The following is a 13,193-nucleotide window of genomic DNA, read 5'->3' as shown; positions in this document are numbered from 1 at the left end:
GATCGATCGCCTCCCGAGAGCATCACCAGCATTTCGGAGACCCCATCTCGATCGACGAGTCGCCCCAAATTGGGGTACACCAGCGCCAGCAGCGTCAGCAGCGCCCGTACGTCGGGAGAGGCAATTAAAGGGCGCTGGAGGTTCAGGGATTGGGTGGCAATGTTGCTGCCGCGCAGAATTTCCGATAGGGTGTATCGGGCGATCGCATCCATTCCCGGTGCAATAACAGCAATGTCTTGGGGGGCCGTACCCGATCGAACGGCTTCGGCGATCGCTTCTGCCGTTTGCCGGAGAAGCTGCGATCGCGACCCGGTTTGAATTGAGGTAATTTGGGCGGGAAGTTGGGCAAAAAAAGTCGGTTCGAGGGTTAAGCACGCGACCGATTCCCCCAAATTCTCCGCAAGTCCCCGCTGTCCGTTCAACACCTCCACCCGACATCGCCGGGACAGTTTGGCTAGGGCTTTGGGATTGGCATTCAATCCCAAACGCACTGCCCCGTCGGGATTGTAAGTGAAGGCACAGGGCTTGGACGCATCGAGAAACACTTCGAAAAGATGACCGGCGATACCGGGATATTCATCTACATCATCCGCGAGAACTCCCCCATAGCGAGTTTGCAAATACTCGATGTAGGTGGGGTGGGGCAGAAGATGCCGCCAATACAACTCAAAAGCGATGCCGTAGGTGAGAAATCCCCTTTCCAAACACCAATCGTGCCACTCCACCAGCGCCTCCCCGATAGCGTGCCAGAGTTCGGGGGTTTGGGCTTCCATGCCCGTTTCGAGAATAGTAGGAATCTCCTCCACTGGCGTGCCACTCGCCCCGGCAAGTTGAAGTAAATCCAGGGTGCGTCGCACCGATCGATATTCGTTGAGTCCCTCCTGACGCAATGTTCCCCCATCGAGTCGAGATTGCCACAATTGGGTAGCCAACTCCTGTTCTGTTTCCGGACGCAACCGCATGGGAAATTGAGTCTGTAGGTTTAACTCCTGCACCAGCAACGGCCAAAATAAAATCGTTTCGTCGAGAAAAAACCCCAGGGGTGTGGTTGAATGGATCGGAACTTGTCCTTGGAGGGTGGCATCGATCCGATCGCTCAGGGCGATGCGGTTATCTCCATTGGCAGCGAGGACGAGGATGGTTGGGTAGCTTTGCTGAGTTTGCAGGGGTTTAGGGACAACCCGACGACGAGTCCCATCCGGTACGAGGGTTTGTGCGACCCACATTTCGAGCAATTCCATGAGGCGAGTCGTTTTGCCGCTCCGAGTGGCTCCAGTAATCCAAACTGACTCAAAAGGCACGGGGGAAACTCCGATGGCGCGTCGCAAATTGAGTTGAGGGGAAATCGTTAAGCTTTATACTTTCGATTATCAGTCTTTTAGTATACTACGGAAAGGATTGGGGTTTGTTTTAAAGCGAAAAAATATTAATTGAATTGTTATTCGATCGCAAGTCGCGATATCGAGATTAAGTTAGCCATCGTCGATTCGGGAATTATGAAAGCATCGATCTTTTCCCCAGTACAAAAAGCAGTGGGATGGGTGAAACAGCGATACGCCCAAACGCCCGATCGCGCGCTAGAAGCCGCTTATCGATCGGCAATCGCGATCGAGGCGATCGAAAATGAATACTTTTCAGGCGAAAAAATACAATTTCAACGGACAAATCTGAGTTCGTTAGAGCTAGAAGCAATTCAGAAAGAACTTAAAACAAACTTAGGGATTATTCGTCAAAGAATTGCTGAATTTAATAGCAGTCGTTCGATATTAAGTCTGATTATTCAAACGACAACCGAACCCGCTCCTCTTCAGTCGGTCGATCGCGCGAACCATCAATATTTACCAGAAGAAAAAGAGCGATTTACCCAAAACTTAAAAAAACTCAAAATTATCGATTCTGTGGTGGCAAAATATCGGCAATCCCCACCCCAGCCGCCATCATCCATCTCTCGATCTCAGACTCAACGTGCTCTAACCACTCCCAAACCGAACGAAAATCGTTCTTCCGATCCATCGCTCCCGGAGTTGTTTCAAGATCGCATCGATCGCCCCAGCGATGTCAAACCCGTCTCCAAACGACCTAGCGTCAGCGTTTTGCCCCGATCGATTCTCCGAACCATCGATCGGCTCAAGCGAGAACTCGATCCCCAAGCCGAAAACGAAGTCGTCGAAGAGTTCCGCTATCACAAAAACAAAACGGTTCTCGCCCTCAAATTCATTCTGCTGCTGATACTCATTCCTCTGCTTACCCATCAGCTTTCTAAAAACTTCGTCATCTCCCCGATTTACGAGCATTTCTTTGCCGAAAAATCCGCTGTTTTTCTCAATCATGATTTTGAAGAGGAAGCCTTCATGGATTTGAATCGATTTGAAGAGCGGCTCAAGTTTGAAATACTCATCGGGCAGACCCCAAAACTGTCTGAAGAGGAAATGGAAGAACAGGTCGAAGAGAAAGCCTCTGAAATTGCGATGGAATATCATATTCGTAGCGATAATGCGATCGAAAATGTCTTTTCTGACTTGATGTCTTTGGGAGCATTCTGCTTGGTCATTTTCTTTAGCAAGCGCGAGATTGCCGTTTTGAAGTCTTTTATCGATGATGTGGTTTACGGACTCAGCGATAGCGCCAAAGCGTTTATCATCATCCTGTTTACCGATATCTTCGTTGGTTACCACTCTCCCCACGGTTGGGAAATTATTTTAGAAGGGTTAGCGCACCATTTTGGCATCCCTGAAAGCCGAGACTTTAACTTTTTGTTTATTGCCACCTTTCCAGTGATTTTAGATACGGTGATGAAGTATTGGATTTTCCGATATTTGAATCGAATTTCGCCTTCAGCCGTGGCGACTTATCGAAATATGAACGAGTAGCTAGTAGTCCATCACAGCAATGATGGCGGGTCGTTTTTTTGGGGTAATCTCGCGCCCGGTTAGCTCGACCTCACGGAGTAGTTACAGGAGCGCTACTCCTACTTACTAAAAGCAACGAAGTAGAGTAATAGAGCCTGAAAAATTTAATTGTATTTCTATAAAAGAACATAATAGATACATTTTTGCGATTAAAAAAAATTAAATCAAAAATCTAGCATTTATGATGCTTATCTTTCGATCGATCGATAGAGTGCAAGCACACTCGATTCTCAATTGGCAATATCCTTATCCTTACGAACGCTACAACTTCAACCCTCAAAACACTCAGCAAGATTTGCTTTACTTACTCGATCGAAAAAATGCGTTTTTCGCAATCTTAAACCCGCAAAATGAGCTTGAAGCCTATTGTTCTTTCGGTGCGGACGCTCGAGTTCCTGGTGGCGGCTACAGTGCCGACGCTCTCGATATCGGTATGGGAATCCGACCCGATTTAGTCGGTCGGAGACTTGGGAAGCACTATGCTCGAGCTGTGGTACGCTACAGTGCAAATCGATATTGTGCAAAATATTTGCGAGTGACGATCGCCCAATTTAATCAACGAGCGTGCAAAGTCTGGCAGAAATTAGGATTTGAGATAGTCGAAACATTCAAAAAAATGGGCACTCAAGAAAATTTTATCGTCATGACTCTTACAGTTGTTGCTCTTAAAAATATAGTTGAGTGAGTGTATGCCGATTTTCTCGAATCACCGATTCAATCGACTCTTTTCCCCGTTCGTGCTGCTGGCGATCGCCTCTGCAATCGTTGGGTTGGGGAATGTACCCGCGCGAGGGGCGGACAACGATGATGTTCAACGTCTTTTGACGACGAACGAGTGCGTTGAATGTAATTTAAAAGAAGCAAATTTAACCAACGCCGATCTAAGTGGGGCAAACTTAGAAGATGCAGACCTAACGGAAGCCAATCTGAACGGGGCAAATTTAACCAACGCCAATTTAACGGGAGCTAAGTTAATAGAAGCTTACTTGCAAGGGGTTAATTTGGCGAATGCCGACCTGTCGAAAGCCAATCTCACTCAAGCTAGCTTGCGAGTGGCTAATCTCGCCCAAGTTAATGCCCAAGGCACGATCGCCCCATTTGCCGACTTGCTCGATGCCACCTTGGAGGGGGGAAACTGGGAAGGGGCTACCCTCGGCAGTGCCAAACTTCGGGGGTCAATTTGCGCGGGGCGAACTTAAACTATGCCAAGTTGGGGCGATCGAATTTCAGGGGTGCCGATTTGCAAGGTGTAACAGCAGTCGCCGCGAAAATGCGCTTTACTAACCTCAGCAATACTCAAATGAGTGGGGTAGATTTGAGCGGTGCGGATTTGCTCAATGCCAGGATGGAGGGAGCAATTCTCGATGGGGCGAATCTCGAAGGCGCAACCCTCGCCAATGCCAACTTGAGCGATACCTTACTTTTGGATGCCAATCTCCGGAGTGTGAATTTGGTGGGGGCGAACTTGAGCCGATCGAATTTAACCGGGGTTAGCTTGGTTTCTGCCGTATTAGCCAATGCCGATCTCACAGATGCGAAGTTGGTGAATGCCGGTCTGAATTTTGCGAATTTAACCGGCGCGCGGCTGGAAAACGTCGACTTAACTCAGGCGGTACTCAGTGCGGTGAATTTGGCGGGAGCGGATTTGAGTTATGCCATTCTCACTCAAACTTACTTATACGGCGCCATATTAGTGGGGGCTAATCTCAGCGATGCCAATCTCGATCGGGCAGATCTCACTGAGGTGGATTTGACGGGGGCAGATTTGAGCTATACCAATTTGACCGATACCATCCTCACCGATGCGATTTTGACCGATGCGATCGTCCGGGGAACTTATCTAAGCGAATTAGAATTTTAAGCTTGCCCCAGGGTCAACTCAAAAAAGTCATAAGCTAAAGCCTGGGTAGACTCTAGCTTATGACTTGTGAGATCGCAGACTCGATCGATGCCGGTCGCAGTTTATAGAAATTGCGGAGGTAACATCCCGATCTATGTCAGTGCTTCCAAATAATCCCGAACCTGATTGCGGCGCTTGGGCTGACGCAGTTTTTGCAGCGCTTTGGCTTCGATTTGCCGAACGCGCTCGCGGGACAAATCTAGTTCCCGACCGATTTCAGCAAGGGAGTAAGGATTGCCATCGCCCAGACCGTAGCGAAGGCGAATCACATCGCGCTCGCGAGAACTCAAGTCAGCCAGCAATTTTTGCAGATCGCGCTGGAGCGACTCACGCATGAGTAAATCTTCTGGGGAGATATCGTCTGTTTCGAGCAAGTCGCCCAGTTCGGTATCTTTTTCCTTACCCACTTTGGTATCGAGAGACACCGAGCGCGGCACTCGCAGTAATACTTCCCGGACTTGATCCGGCGTCATTTTCAATTCGCCGGCGATATCTTCAAGCGTCGGCGTCCGTCCTTGTTCTTGGGCGAACTTGCGCTGCGCTTTTTTGATTTTGTTAAGCTTTTCGGTAATGTGAACCGGAAGGCGAATGGTGCGGCTTTGGGTGGCAATGGCTCGGGTAATACCCTGGCGAATCCACCAGTAGGCGTAGGTGCTGAAGCGATAGCCTCGGGTGGGGTCGAATTTTTCCACCGCTCGCTCCAAGCCAATGGTTCCCTCTTGGATGAGATCCAACAGTTCCAAGCCGCGCTTTTGATATTTTTTCGCCACCGAAACCACCAAGCGCAAGTTGGCTTTAATCATGTGCGCTTTAGCTTGCTTGCCTTCGACTTGAACTTTCTCGAGTTCTTCGACGCTCAAGCCCACCAATTGCGCCCATTGATGCTTACCCTCAACCAGAGTCGGCTTGAGTTGGCTCAAAGAAATACCCGCATCCGTCGCCCACCGCTCTAAGGAGGGCCGATGTCCTAACTGGGATGTGAGTCGATCTCGGACTTCAACGAGGTGAACGCAACGCTGTAGCAGTTCGTCGCCTTCCTCGGCAGCTTGGGCGCGAACTTCGAGCAAGCTGACGTATTGTTGAACCCTTTGTGCTTCAGAAACTTCTTCATCCCGTCCGAGGAGATCGACTTTACCAATTTCTTGAAGGTACAATCGAACTAGATCGGTGGTATTTCGTTTTGCCCGCGACGAGAGACTATCTGCCTCTGCATATTCGACTTCCATTCCAGATTGTTGCGGGGCGGTCGCGTTACTGCTGTCTTCAGTGGCTAGTTCCAAATCGTCAACGTTATTAGCATCGACTTGACGATCGTATTCAACATCTTTTAAGAAAGAAGTTCCTGGCATAGTGATTTTCTCAATAGCTCCTGGAAAAAGGAGACTGGGCTGAATGTACTGAGGATGGACTCAGGCTCGTTCTTCCCTAGGGCTGACGATCTCGAACTGATTGTTTCATCAGTCACCTCTAGGTCGAAAAGCCGGCGAAAGAGTTGTCAAGATATCGAGCGATACTGACTGTATTCCTTCACAGCTAGACTTGGTGGCAGAAGTTTGGTGGCAGAAGTATTTAGACTTTATTTCGAGGCTTTTGCCTCACACTTATCAGTATAAAAGTTTCCAACCCCATCTGAAGTGACCGGGGTCAGAGTAAAGTGATGATTCTTGTCACCGGGGCTGAGACCTTCGATCGCTGACAATGGTCACATCCGATTGTATTATATAAGCGCAGCGTTAAAAAACCGATCCGGAAAACCGAATTTTTAAAGGCGAGGATACCGCTCCATCAAAGACCTCACCTGTTCGGCATGGTAAGAGCTGCGAGTCAGAGGAGAAGCTACAACCTGTAAAAATCCAAGGGATTCGCCTAATTGTTGCCAGCGCGCAAACAGATCGGGAGCAACGTACTCTTTGACCTGAAGGTGCTTTTGGCTCGGCTGTAGGTATTGTCCGATGGTGATAATGTCGCAATCGACCGAGCGCAGGTCTTCGAGCACCCGATCGACCTCCTCAACGGTTTCCCCCAAACCCACCATAATCCCCGATTTAGTGTAAACGCGAGGCGTAATTTCCCGACAGCGCCGGAGCAACTCTAAAGAGCGCTCGTAATTCCCTTGAGGGCGAACCCGACGATACAGGCGCGGTACGGTTTCGGTATTGTGGTTGAGGACTTCGGGAACGGCTGCGAGAATGGTCTCCAAAGCCTTCGAGTCACCGCATAAATCGGGAACGAGAACTTCAACGGTCGTCCCCTTAGACGCCCCCCGTACCGCTTCAATGCAACGGACGAATTGAGCCGCTCCACCATCGGGCAGATCGTCGCGGTTAACCGAGGTAATCACCACGTGGTTGAGCTTCATGCGTCGTACGGCTTCAGCCAAGCGATCGGGTTCGGTGGGATCGAGAGCAACCGGCTTTTTCTCGAAATCGATATCGCAGTAGGGACAAGCTCGGGTACAAGCGGGCCCCATAATTAAAAATGTTGCCGTTCCGTTGTGAAAGCACTCGCCGATATTGGGGCACGAGGCCTCCTCGCACACGGTATTGAGTCCCAAGTCCCGAAGCGTTCCTTTGATATTACCGACGCGCTCCCACTGGGGGGCTTTAACTCGTAGCCAACTGGGTTTCACGATCGTCTGCCGATTGTAAATTGTAAAGCATAGACTGTTTGACACTCCCTAATATATCCAGAAGGGAAAATTGTTGTCGGACTCGAGGTGAGTTGCTCGGAACTGAGAATAACCCAGTGATGGCCGCAGTCTCTTCATTAGAAGCAGAAACATTTATCGGGTCAAGCCCGAAAGTTGCGACGCGCCCGACTCAATCCTTCGTTGAGGATGGTAATATCCTAGCCGAATTCGCTCGAGATCGGGCGATCGTTTGATATAGTAAGAGAACAAATACTGTAAACGGGATGTAGCGCAGCTTGGTAGCGCACTTCGTTCGGGACGAAGGGGCCGCTGGTTCGAATCCAGTCATCCCGATTTTAAATCGGACTTAGATAACTGTTATTGCCAAACAGTCAGTTAAAGACCTTGCGGCTGTGAATTTCCCCAAAATTGCCTCATGCTGCTATGTTAGGTTGGAGGCAATTTAGAAGTCATTAATAGTGATAGTGAGTGCATGGGGAGAGTTTACCAGCGAATCCTGCTAAAGCTGAGCGGTGAAGCCTTAATGGGGAATCTAGGCTACGGCATCGATCCCGTTGTCGTTGGCGATATCGCTCAAGAGATTGCAGAAGTTGCGGCGACGGGAACGCAGGTGGCAGTTGTTGTTGGTGGTGGCAACATCTTTAGAGGTGTGAAAGCCGCTTCGGCGGGTATGGATCGGGCAACAGCCGATTATATCGGTATGATTGCTACGGTGATGAATGCCATGACCCTTCAGGATGCTCTCGAACAAATTAGCGTCCCCACTCGCGTTCAGACGGCAATCGCCATGCAGGAAGTGGCCGAACCCTATATCCGCCGCAAAGCGATTCGCCACCTGGAAAAAGGACGGGTGGTTGTATTCGGTGCCGGTTCGGGTAATCCCTTTTTTACCACGGATACCACGGCGGCATTGCGAGCGGCGGAAATTGATGCAGAAGTGATTTTTAAAGGGACGAAAGTCGATGGGATATACGACTGCGACCCCAAAACCAACTCCGAAGCTCATCTATACAAAACTCTTACCTACGCTCACGTTTTAACGCACGATCTGCGGGTGATGGATAGTACGGCAATTGCCTTGTGTAAAGAAAATAGTATTCCGATTATTGTATTTAACCTATCTGTTCGCGGTAATATCTGTCGAGCAGTCAATGGAGAATCAGTAGGAACGATTGTGGGAGGTTCTTGTGAAGTTAGCTGAAGCTGAAGATTTGATGAAAAAGGCCGTGGAGGCTACTCAACGCGCATTTAACACGATCCGTACTGGACGAGCGAGTGCTTCTCTTCTCGATCGGGTAATGGTGGATTACTACGGTGCCCCAACCCCTTTGAAGAGTTTGGCAACCATCAGTACACCGGATTCTTCAACGATTGCCATTCAACCCTTCGATCCTGGAAGTCTCAATCTGGTTGAAAAAGCCCTTCAGACTTCCGATGTCGGACTGACTCCTAATAATGACGGATCGATCGTGCGCCTCAACGTTCCACCGCTGACGAGCGAACGACGCCAAGAATTCGTTAAACTGGCGAGCAAGTTTGCTGAAGAGGGGAAAGTCTCAGTTCGCAATGCTCGCCGAGATGCGATCGATAGCGTTCGCAAGCAGGAGAAAAACAGCGATATCTCGGAAGATGAATCGCGAGATCTCCAAAGTGATATCCAAAAGGCAACAGATAAGTACGTTGCTCGAATTGAGAAAATTCTTGGGGAAAAAGAGCAAGAAATAACGACAGTTTGAAATCCCCTTGGGTCATCTGCCATATTGGAGTTGGGGATGCTGTTGAAACGACCGACGGCAGATCGATGCTTCGGTGTAACTTCAAGTCTCAAATACTTGATTTTTCCTTCCAAGTAATGAGATTGCCTAAACTTTGGGTCGATTTGTGACTCCCAAAAAGTTGCACGAGATGCGATCTCCACTTTGTCATTTTTTCTTTTTTATTTTTTAACGATGTACGATTGTATTATTGTCGGCGCAGGCCCAGCCGGCGGAACAGCTGCTTATCATTTAGCAAAGCAGGGACACTCCGTCCTGATTCTAGAAAAGGCATCCTTGCCGCGATATCGACCCTCTGGGGGGGCAGTTTCTCCGGCGATCGCTCAATGGTTTGACTTCGATCTAGCCCCGACGATTTCGATGAAAGTCGATCGGGTTCGCTACACCCTCAAAAATAAAGATCCGGTGGAAGTCGAACTCGAAACCGCCGAACCGATGTGGATGGTAAAACGAGATACCCTCGATCGCTTTCTGGTGCAGCAAGCCCAAGATAAAGGGGCCGAACTGCGCGATAACACCACGGTGACGGGTATCGAGTTTAAAGGGGATAGCTGGCAAGTCAACACCACCGGCGAAGCCGTCGTCGGTCGATACCTTATCGGTGCCGATGGCCCGACCGGATCGATGGCAAAGTGGCTCAAACTCAAGCCCGCCAAAACACGCTTAGCTGCGGCATTAGAAGTACCGGCTTCCAATCCAGAACCCGCAATCGGTTTCGAGATGGGGTTAGTCAAAAATGGATTTATATGGAGCTTTCCCAAAGCGGATGGTTATTCCCTAGGGGCAGCAACGATGTTGGGAGGCGATTCCAAAAAGCTTCCGAGCATTTTAACAGACTACGCAGGAAAAATCGGGCTGGATGTGAAAGCTGCCAAGTCCTACGAGCATTCCGTGACCTTGTGGAATGGCGATCGCACTCTACACAGTCAAAATGCCCTCTTGGCTGGAGATGCGGCTGGAGTTGCCGACCCTTTTACTGCCGAGGGGGTTCGACCATCTATCTACACCGGCATGAAAGCAGCAGAAGCGATTTCCATGGCTCTTAAGGGTCAAGGCGACGCTTTGGCTGAATACACCCAAGTTATCAAAGATACTTGGGGTTCGGAGATGGTGTGGGCCGGACGGTTGGCCGGAGCGTTTTTCCGCTTCCCCGGTATTGGCTACAAAGTTGGTGTTAAGCAGCCGATCGCCACTCAACTGATGCTGAAAATTCTCTGCGGAGAAAACCAGTACTCTAAGTTAGTGGGTCGTGCGACCAAACGTCTCAGTGGCGGATTATTTTAAAAGCTAATACGGAGTTTTTTCGACGATCGCAGGCGCACGATATACCGTGCGCCTTATTTTTATCCAATTTTTGAATGGGACTTGAGGAGAATTCAACATTGGAGATAGAGAAATGGCAAAAAGCTTGATTCTCTAATTTTTCGCAATTATCCATAAAGTTTTTGGGAACGACGAGTCGCGGCAACGGGTAAACCTCCAAAGGTCATTGCCAGATTTTCTTCGGTAAAGACATCCTCCGTCGTTCCAGTCGCAAGAATGGTTTGATTGAGCAAAATCACCCGATCGCAAAACGTGGAAATCGATGCTAAATCGTGAGTAGAAACTAAAATCGTATGACCGGCATCTCGAAGTTGCAGCAGTAAGTCGATAATACTTTTTTCTGTTTTCACATCCACCCCCGTAAAGGGTTCGTCGAGCAACATCACTTTACCCTCTTGAGCTAACGCCCGCGCCAGAAACGCTCGTTTTTTTTGCCCCCCGGAGAGTTCTCCAATTTGGCGATCGCGAAAATCTGTCATCCCCACCCGTGCAAGACTTTCATTCACCACACGACGATCTGTTGCCGAGGGAATTCGCAACACGTTCATATAACCGTAACGCCCCATCATCACCACATCCGAGACGCTGACGGGAAAGTTCCAATCCACTTCATCGGCTTGGGGAACGTAAGCCATTAATTGTCGTTTCTGAGCTTTGCGGATGGGCAAGCTGTCAATACTCACCCGTCCCTGCTTGGGTTCTAAAAATCCCATAATCGACTTAAACAAGGTTGATTTTCCACCCCCGTTCGGTCCCACCAAGCCCGTAATTTGACCGGGTTGAATGTAGCAACTGGCATCGTACAGGGCGAGGCGAGCGTTGTTGTAGGTGACGCTGATGTTGTCAACAATAATTCCAGAAGTTTGAGTCATGATTGGTGCGGCTATGGTGTGTTCGGCGATCGAAATTGTTGTTTGTTACACTGGCTCAGTGAGTTTATTTTTCTCCCAGGCTTAGGGTTCGCCTGTAGCACTACCTGTCAAAAGACCGTTGGTAATCGTGCGGGCATCGTATTCGAGTAAGTCGAGAAATGTCGGCACCGGGCCATCTTCGGAAGAAAGGGAATCGACGTAGAGATTGCCCGCAAAACGAGCACCCGTGGCTTTGGCTACTTCTTTTTGACCTTCGCTGCTGACGGTGCTTTCGCAAAATACCGCTGGTACGGAATTAGCTTTGACTTCTTCGATAACTCCTTGAATCTGCTTAGGGGTGGACTGCTGTTCGGCGTTGATAGGCCACAGATAAATTTCTTCGAGTTCGTAGTCGCGGGCGAGGTAGGAAAATGCACCCTCGCAACTGACGAGATAGCGTCCGTTTGCTGGCAAGCGTTCTAAGTCTGTCTGGAGTGCGAGATCGATCGCTTTTAGCCGTTCGCTGTAGGCTACAGCATTGGCGTTGTAGGTCTGTGCGTTTTCCGGATCGAGTTCGACGAAGGCTTTGCGAATATTCTCGACGTAAATTAAAGCATTGCGAGGTGACATCCAAGCATGGGGATTCGGCTTGTCTTGGTAGGGACCTTCCGCAATGGGCATCGCTTCGATTCCCGTGGTTAAAATAACGGCGGGGACATCGCTCAAGTTGTTATAGAATGGCTCGAACCATCGCTCTAAATTCATGCCGTTGTAGAGGATGAGGTCTGCATCTTCGGCTTTTGCTAAGTCGCTGGGTACCGGTTCGTATCCGTGGATTTCTGTCCCAATCCGGGTAATGGATTCGACAGCGAGTTTGTCTCCGGCAACGTTACGCGCCATATCTGCCAAGATTGTAAAGGTGGTAACGACTTTCTTTTTCCCCTCAGAATCGATCCCACCGGTTTGGGTTTTTGCTTCTGTCTCATTAGAGGTGGTCGGTGCGGGTGTTTCTTGATTCGCCCCCGTGCAGCCCCCCAGCCACAGGGCGAGGATAACGCCAGAAGCGATCGCCGAGACTCTCGAAGGTAAAGGTTTGGTCATCTAAAGCTCCTAAGAAATTTGGCATCCCCACATTTTTTCGGTTTTCCGAACGTTCCTGGTTCCATGAACCTGACCCCCAAAAAAAAGGATGTAAGAGCCAGAACCGACAAATATTCTCCGACGATTCATACAAAGTTCTTTTTGTCACGACGAGGAGAAATAGACCAGACCGGTTCAGATTTCCTGTATTTTCATAATCCCATCATTTTTCATAATCCTTTCATAATTAAATGAATGCCAGGAATTGTAATATTTCTTAAAATTCCGAGAATTCGCAAACGCCCAGGAAGCTCCGCGTATGCCACGATGGGAAAAACCAGAATATCGGAGTCGGTGAGCGATCTCGATCTGGGAGGCTGGAGAGACTGAGGGGATTGATGCTCGCGACTTTCTTAACTTATCCCGATCTGAATTCTGCCCGGCGATCGAAACTTATTCCAAATCCGATCGAGACGATGACCCCGAACCGGAGATGCACCATCCGATGTCAAAAAAATGTCCAACCAGATACAGTAAAAGTAATAATACTTAATCAAATTCTAAAACGACGATTACCCATGCCCCTAGAGCAACTTTCTCGATCGAACTCACCTCAATCGGCAATGCAACCCCAACTTCAAAACCCATCAGCTTTTGATTTTGATATCACTATTGTCGGCGGTGGGGTTGTGGGTACAACTCTTG

Annotated in this window: 11 protein-coding genes, 1 tRNA gene and 1 pseudogene; 8 read left to right on the top strand and 5 right to left on the bottom strand. The window is 49.2% G+C overall.

From position 1 onward, the window contains the following. Positions 1 to 1,301: pseudogene (locus IQ235_RS06145) on the bottom strand (recombinase family protein); the annotation flags it as partial. Positions 1,302 to 1,496: 195 nt separating this feature from the next. Between IQ235_RS06145 and IQ235_RS06140 the strand changes: the two are divergent. The 4 genes from IQ235_RS06140 to IQ235_RS06125 all read left to right on the top strand — a co-directional run bounded on the left by IQ235_RS06140 (position 1,497) and on the right by IQ235_RS06125 (position 4,770). Next, the gene (locus tag IQ235_RS06140) at positions 1,497 to 2,870 is read left to right on the top strand and encodes a proton extrusion protein PcxA (RefSeq protein ID WP_264320611.1); all 1,374 of its coding nucleotides are present in this window, start codon (positions 1,497 to 1,499) and stop codon (positions 2,868 to 2,870) included. Positions 2,871 to 3,090: 220 nt separating this feature from the next. Continuing rightward, positions 3,091 to 3,594: a GNAT family N-acetyltransferase gene (locus tag IQ235_RS06135; protein WP_264320610.1), complete on the top strand. Its 504-nt coding sequence runs from the start codon at positions 3,091 to 3,093 to the stop codon at positions 3,592 to 3,594. A gap of 4 nt (positions 3,595 to 3,598) precedes the next feature. Further along, entirely contained in the window at positions 3,599 to 4,108 is a 510-nt protein-coding gene (locus tag IQ235_RS06130) for a pentapeptide repeat-containing protein (RefSeq protein WP_264320609.1), read from the top strand. Positions 4,109 to 4,149: 41 nt separating this feature from the next. Next, a complete protein-coding gene (locus tag IQ235_RS06125) occupies positions 4,150 to 4,770 on the top strand; it encodes a pentapeptide repeat-containing protein (protein WP_264320608.1) in 621 nt (206 codons plus the stop codon). A gap of 131 nt (positions 4,771 to 4,901) precedes the next feature. Here IQ235_RS06125 and sigC read toward each other — a convergent pair whose 3' ends face one another. Both sigC and lipA read right to left on the bottom strand, forming a co-directional pair. After that, positions 4,902 to 6,158 (bottom strand): RNA polymerase sigma factor SigC, encoded by a 1,257-nt coding sequence (sigC, locus tag IQ235_RS06120; protein ID WP_264320607.1) that lies wholly within the window; start codon positions 6,156 to 6,158, stop codon positions 4,902 to 4,904. 413 nt (positions 6,159 to 6,571) lie between these two features. Beyond that, the gene (gene lipA / locus IQ235_RS06115) at positions 6,572 to 7,441 is read right to left on the bottom strand and encodes a lipoyl synthase (RefSeq protein ID WP_264320612.1); all 870 of its coding nucleotides are present in this window, start codon (positions 7,439 to 7,441) and stop codon (positions 6,572 to 6,574) included. Between the two features lie 277 nt (positions 7,442 to 7,718). On the opposite strand from lipA, the gene IQ235_RS06110 reads away from it, so the two are divergent. The 4 genes from IQ235_RS06110 to IQ235_RS06095 all read left to right on the top strand — a co-directional run bounded on the left by IQ235_RS06110 (position 7,719) and on the right by IQ235_RS06095 (position 10,518). Then, positions 7,719 to 7,792, top strand: a tRNA-Pro gene (locus tag IQ235_RS06110). Between the two features lie 139 nt (positions 7,793 to 7,931). After that, positions 7,932 to 8,660 (top strand): UMP kinase, encoded by a 729-nt coding sequence (gene pyrH, locus IQ235_RS06105; RefSeq protein ID WP_264320606.1) that lies wholly within the window; start codon positions 7,932 to 7,934, stop codon positions 8,658 to 8,660. Further along, a complete protein-coding gene (gene frr, locus IQ235_RS06100) occupies positions 8,647 to 9,195 on the top strand; it encodes a ribosome recycling factor (RefSeq protein WP_264320605.1) in 549 nt (182 codons plus the stop codon). Before pyrH ends, frr begins: the two co-directional genes overlap by 14 nt. A gap of 213 nt (positions 9,196 to 9,408) precedes the next feature. Continuing rightward, positions 9,409 to 10,518 (top strand): geranylgeranyl reductase family protein, encoded by a 1,110-nt coding sequence (locus IQ235_RS06095; RefSeq protein WP_264320604.1) that lies wholly within the window; start codon positions 9,409 to 9,411, stop codon positions 10,516 to 10,518. 146 nt (positions 10,519 to 10,664) lie between these two features. On the opposite strand, the gene IQ235_RS06090 is transcribed toward IQ235_RS06095, so the two are convergent. Then, complete coding sequence (locus tag IQ235_RS06090; protein ID WP_264320603.1) at positions 10,665 to 11,429, bottom strand: metal ABC transporter ATP-binding protein; 765 nt, start codon at positions 11,427 to 11,429, stop codon at positions 10,665 to 10,667. A gap of 81 nt (positions 11,430 to 11,510) precedes the next feature. After that, positions 11,511 to 12,509 (bottom strand): metal ABC transporter substrate-binding protein, encoded by a 999-nt coding sequence (locus tag IQ235_RS06085; RefSeq protein WP_319592551.1) that lies wholly within the window; start codon positions 12,507 to 12,509, stop codon positions 11,511 to 11,513. Positions 12,510 to 13,193: the final 684 nt, after the last annotated feature.

It is taken from the genome of Zarconia navalis LEGE 11467, assembly GCF_015207075.1.
Lineage (GTDB): Bacteria > Cyanobacteriota > Cyanobacteriia > Cyanobacteriales > Geitlerinemataceae > Zarconia > Zarconia navalis.
This window is presented reverse-complemented; position numbering and strand designations above follow the sequence as displayed.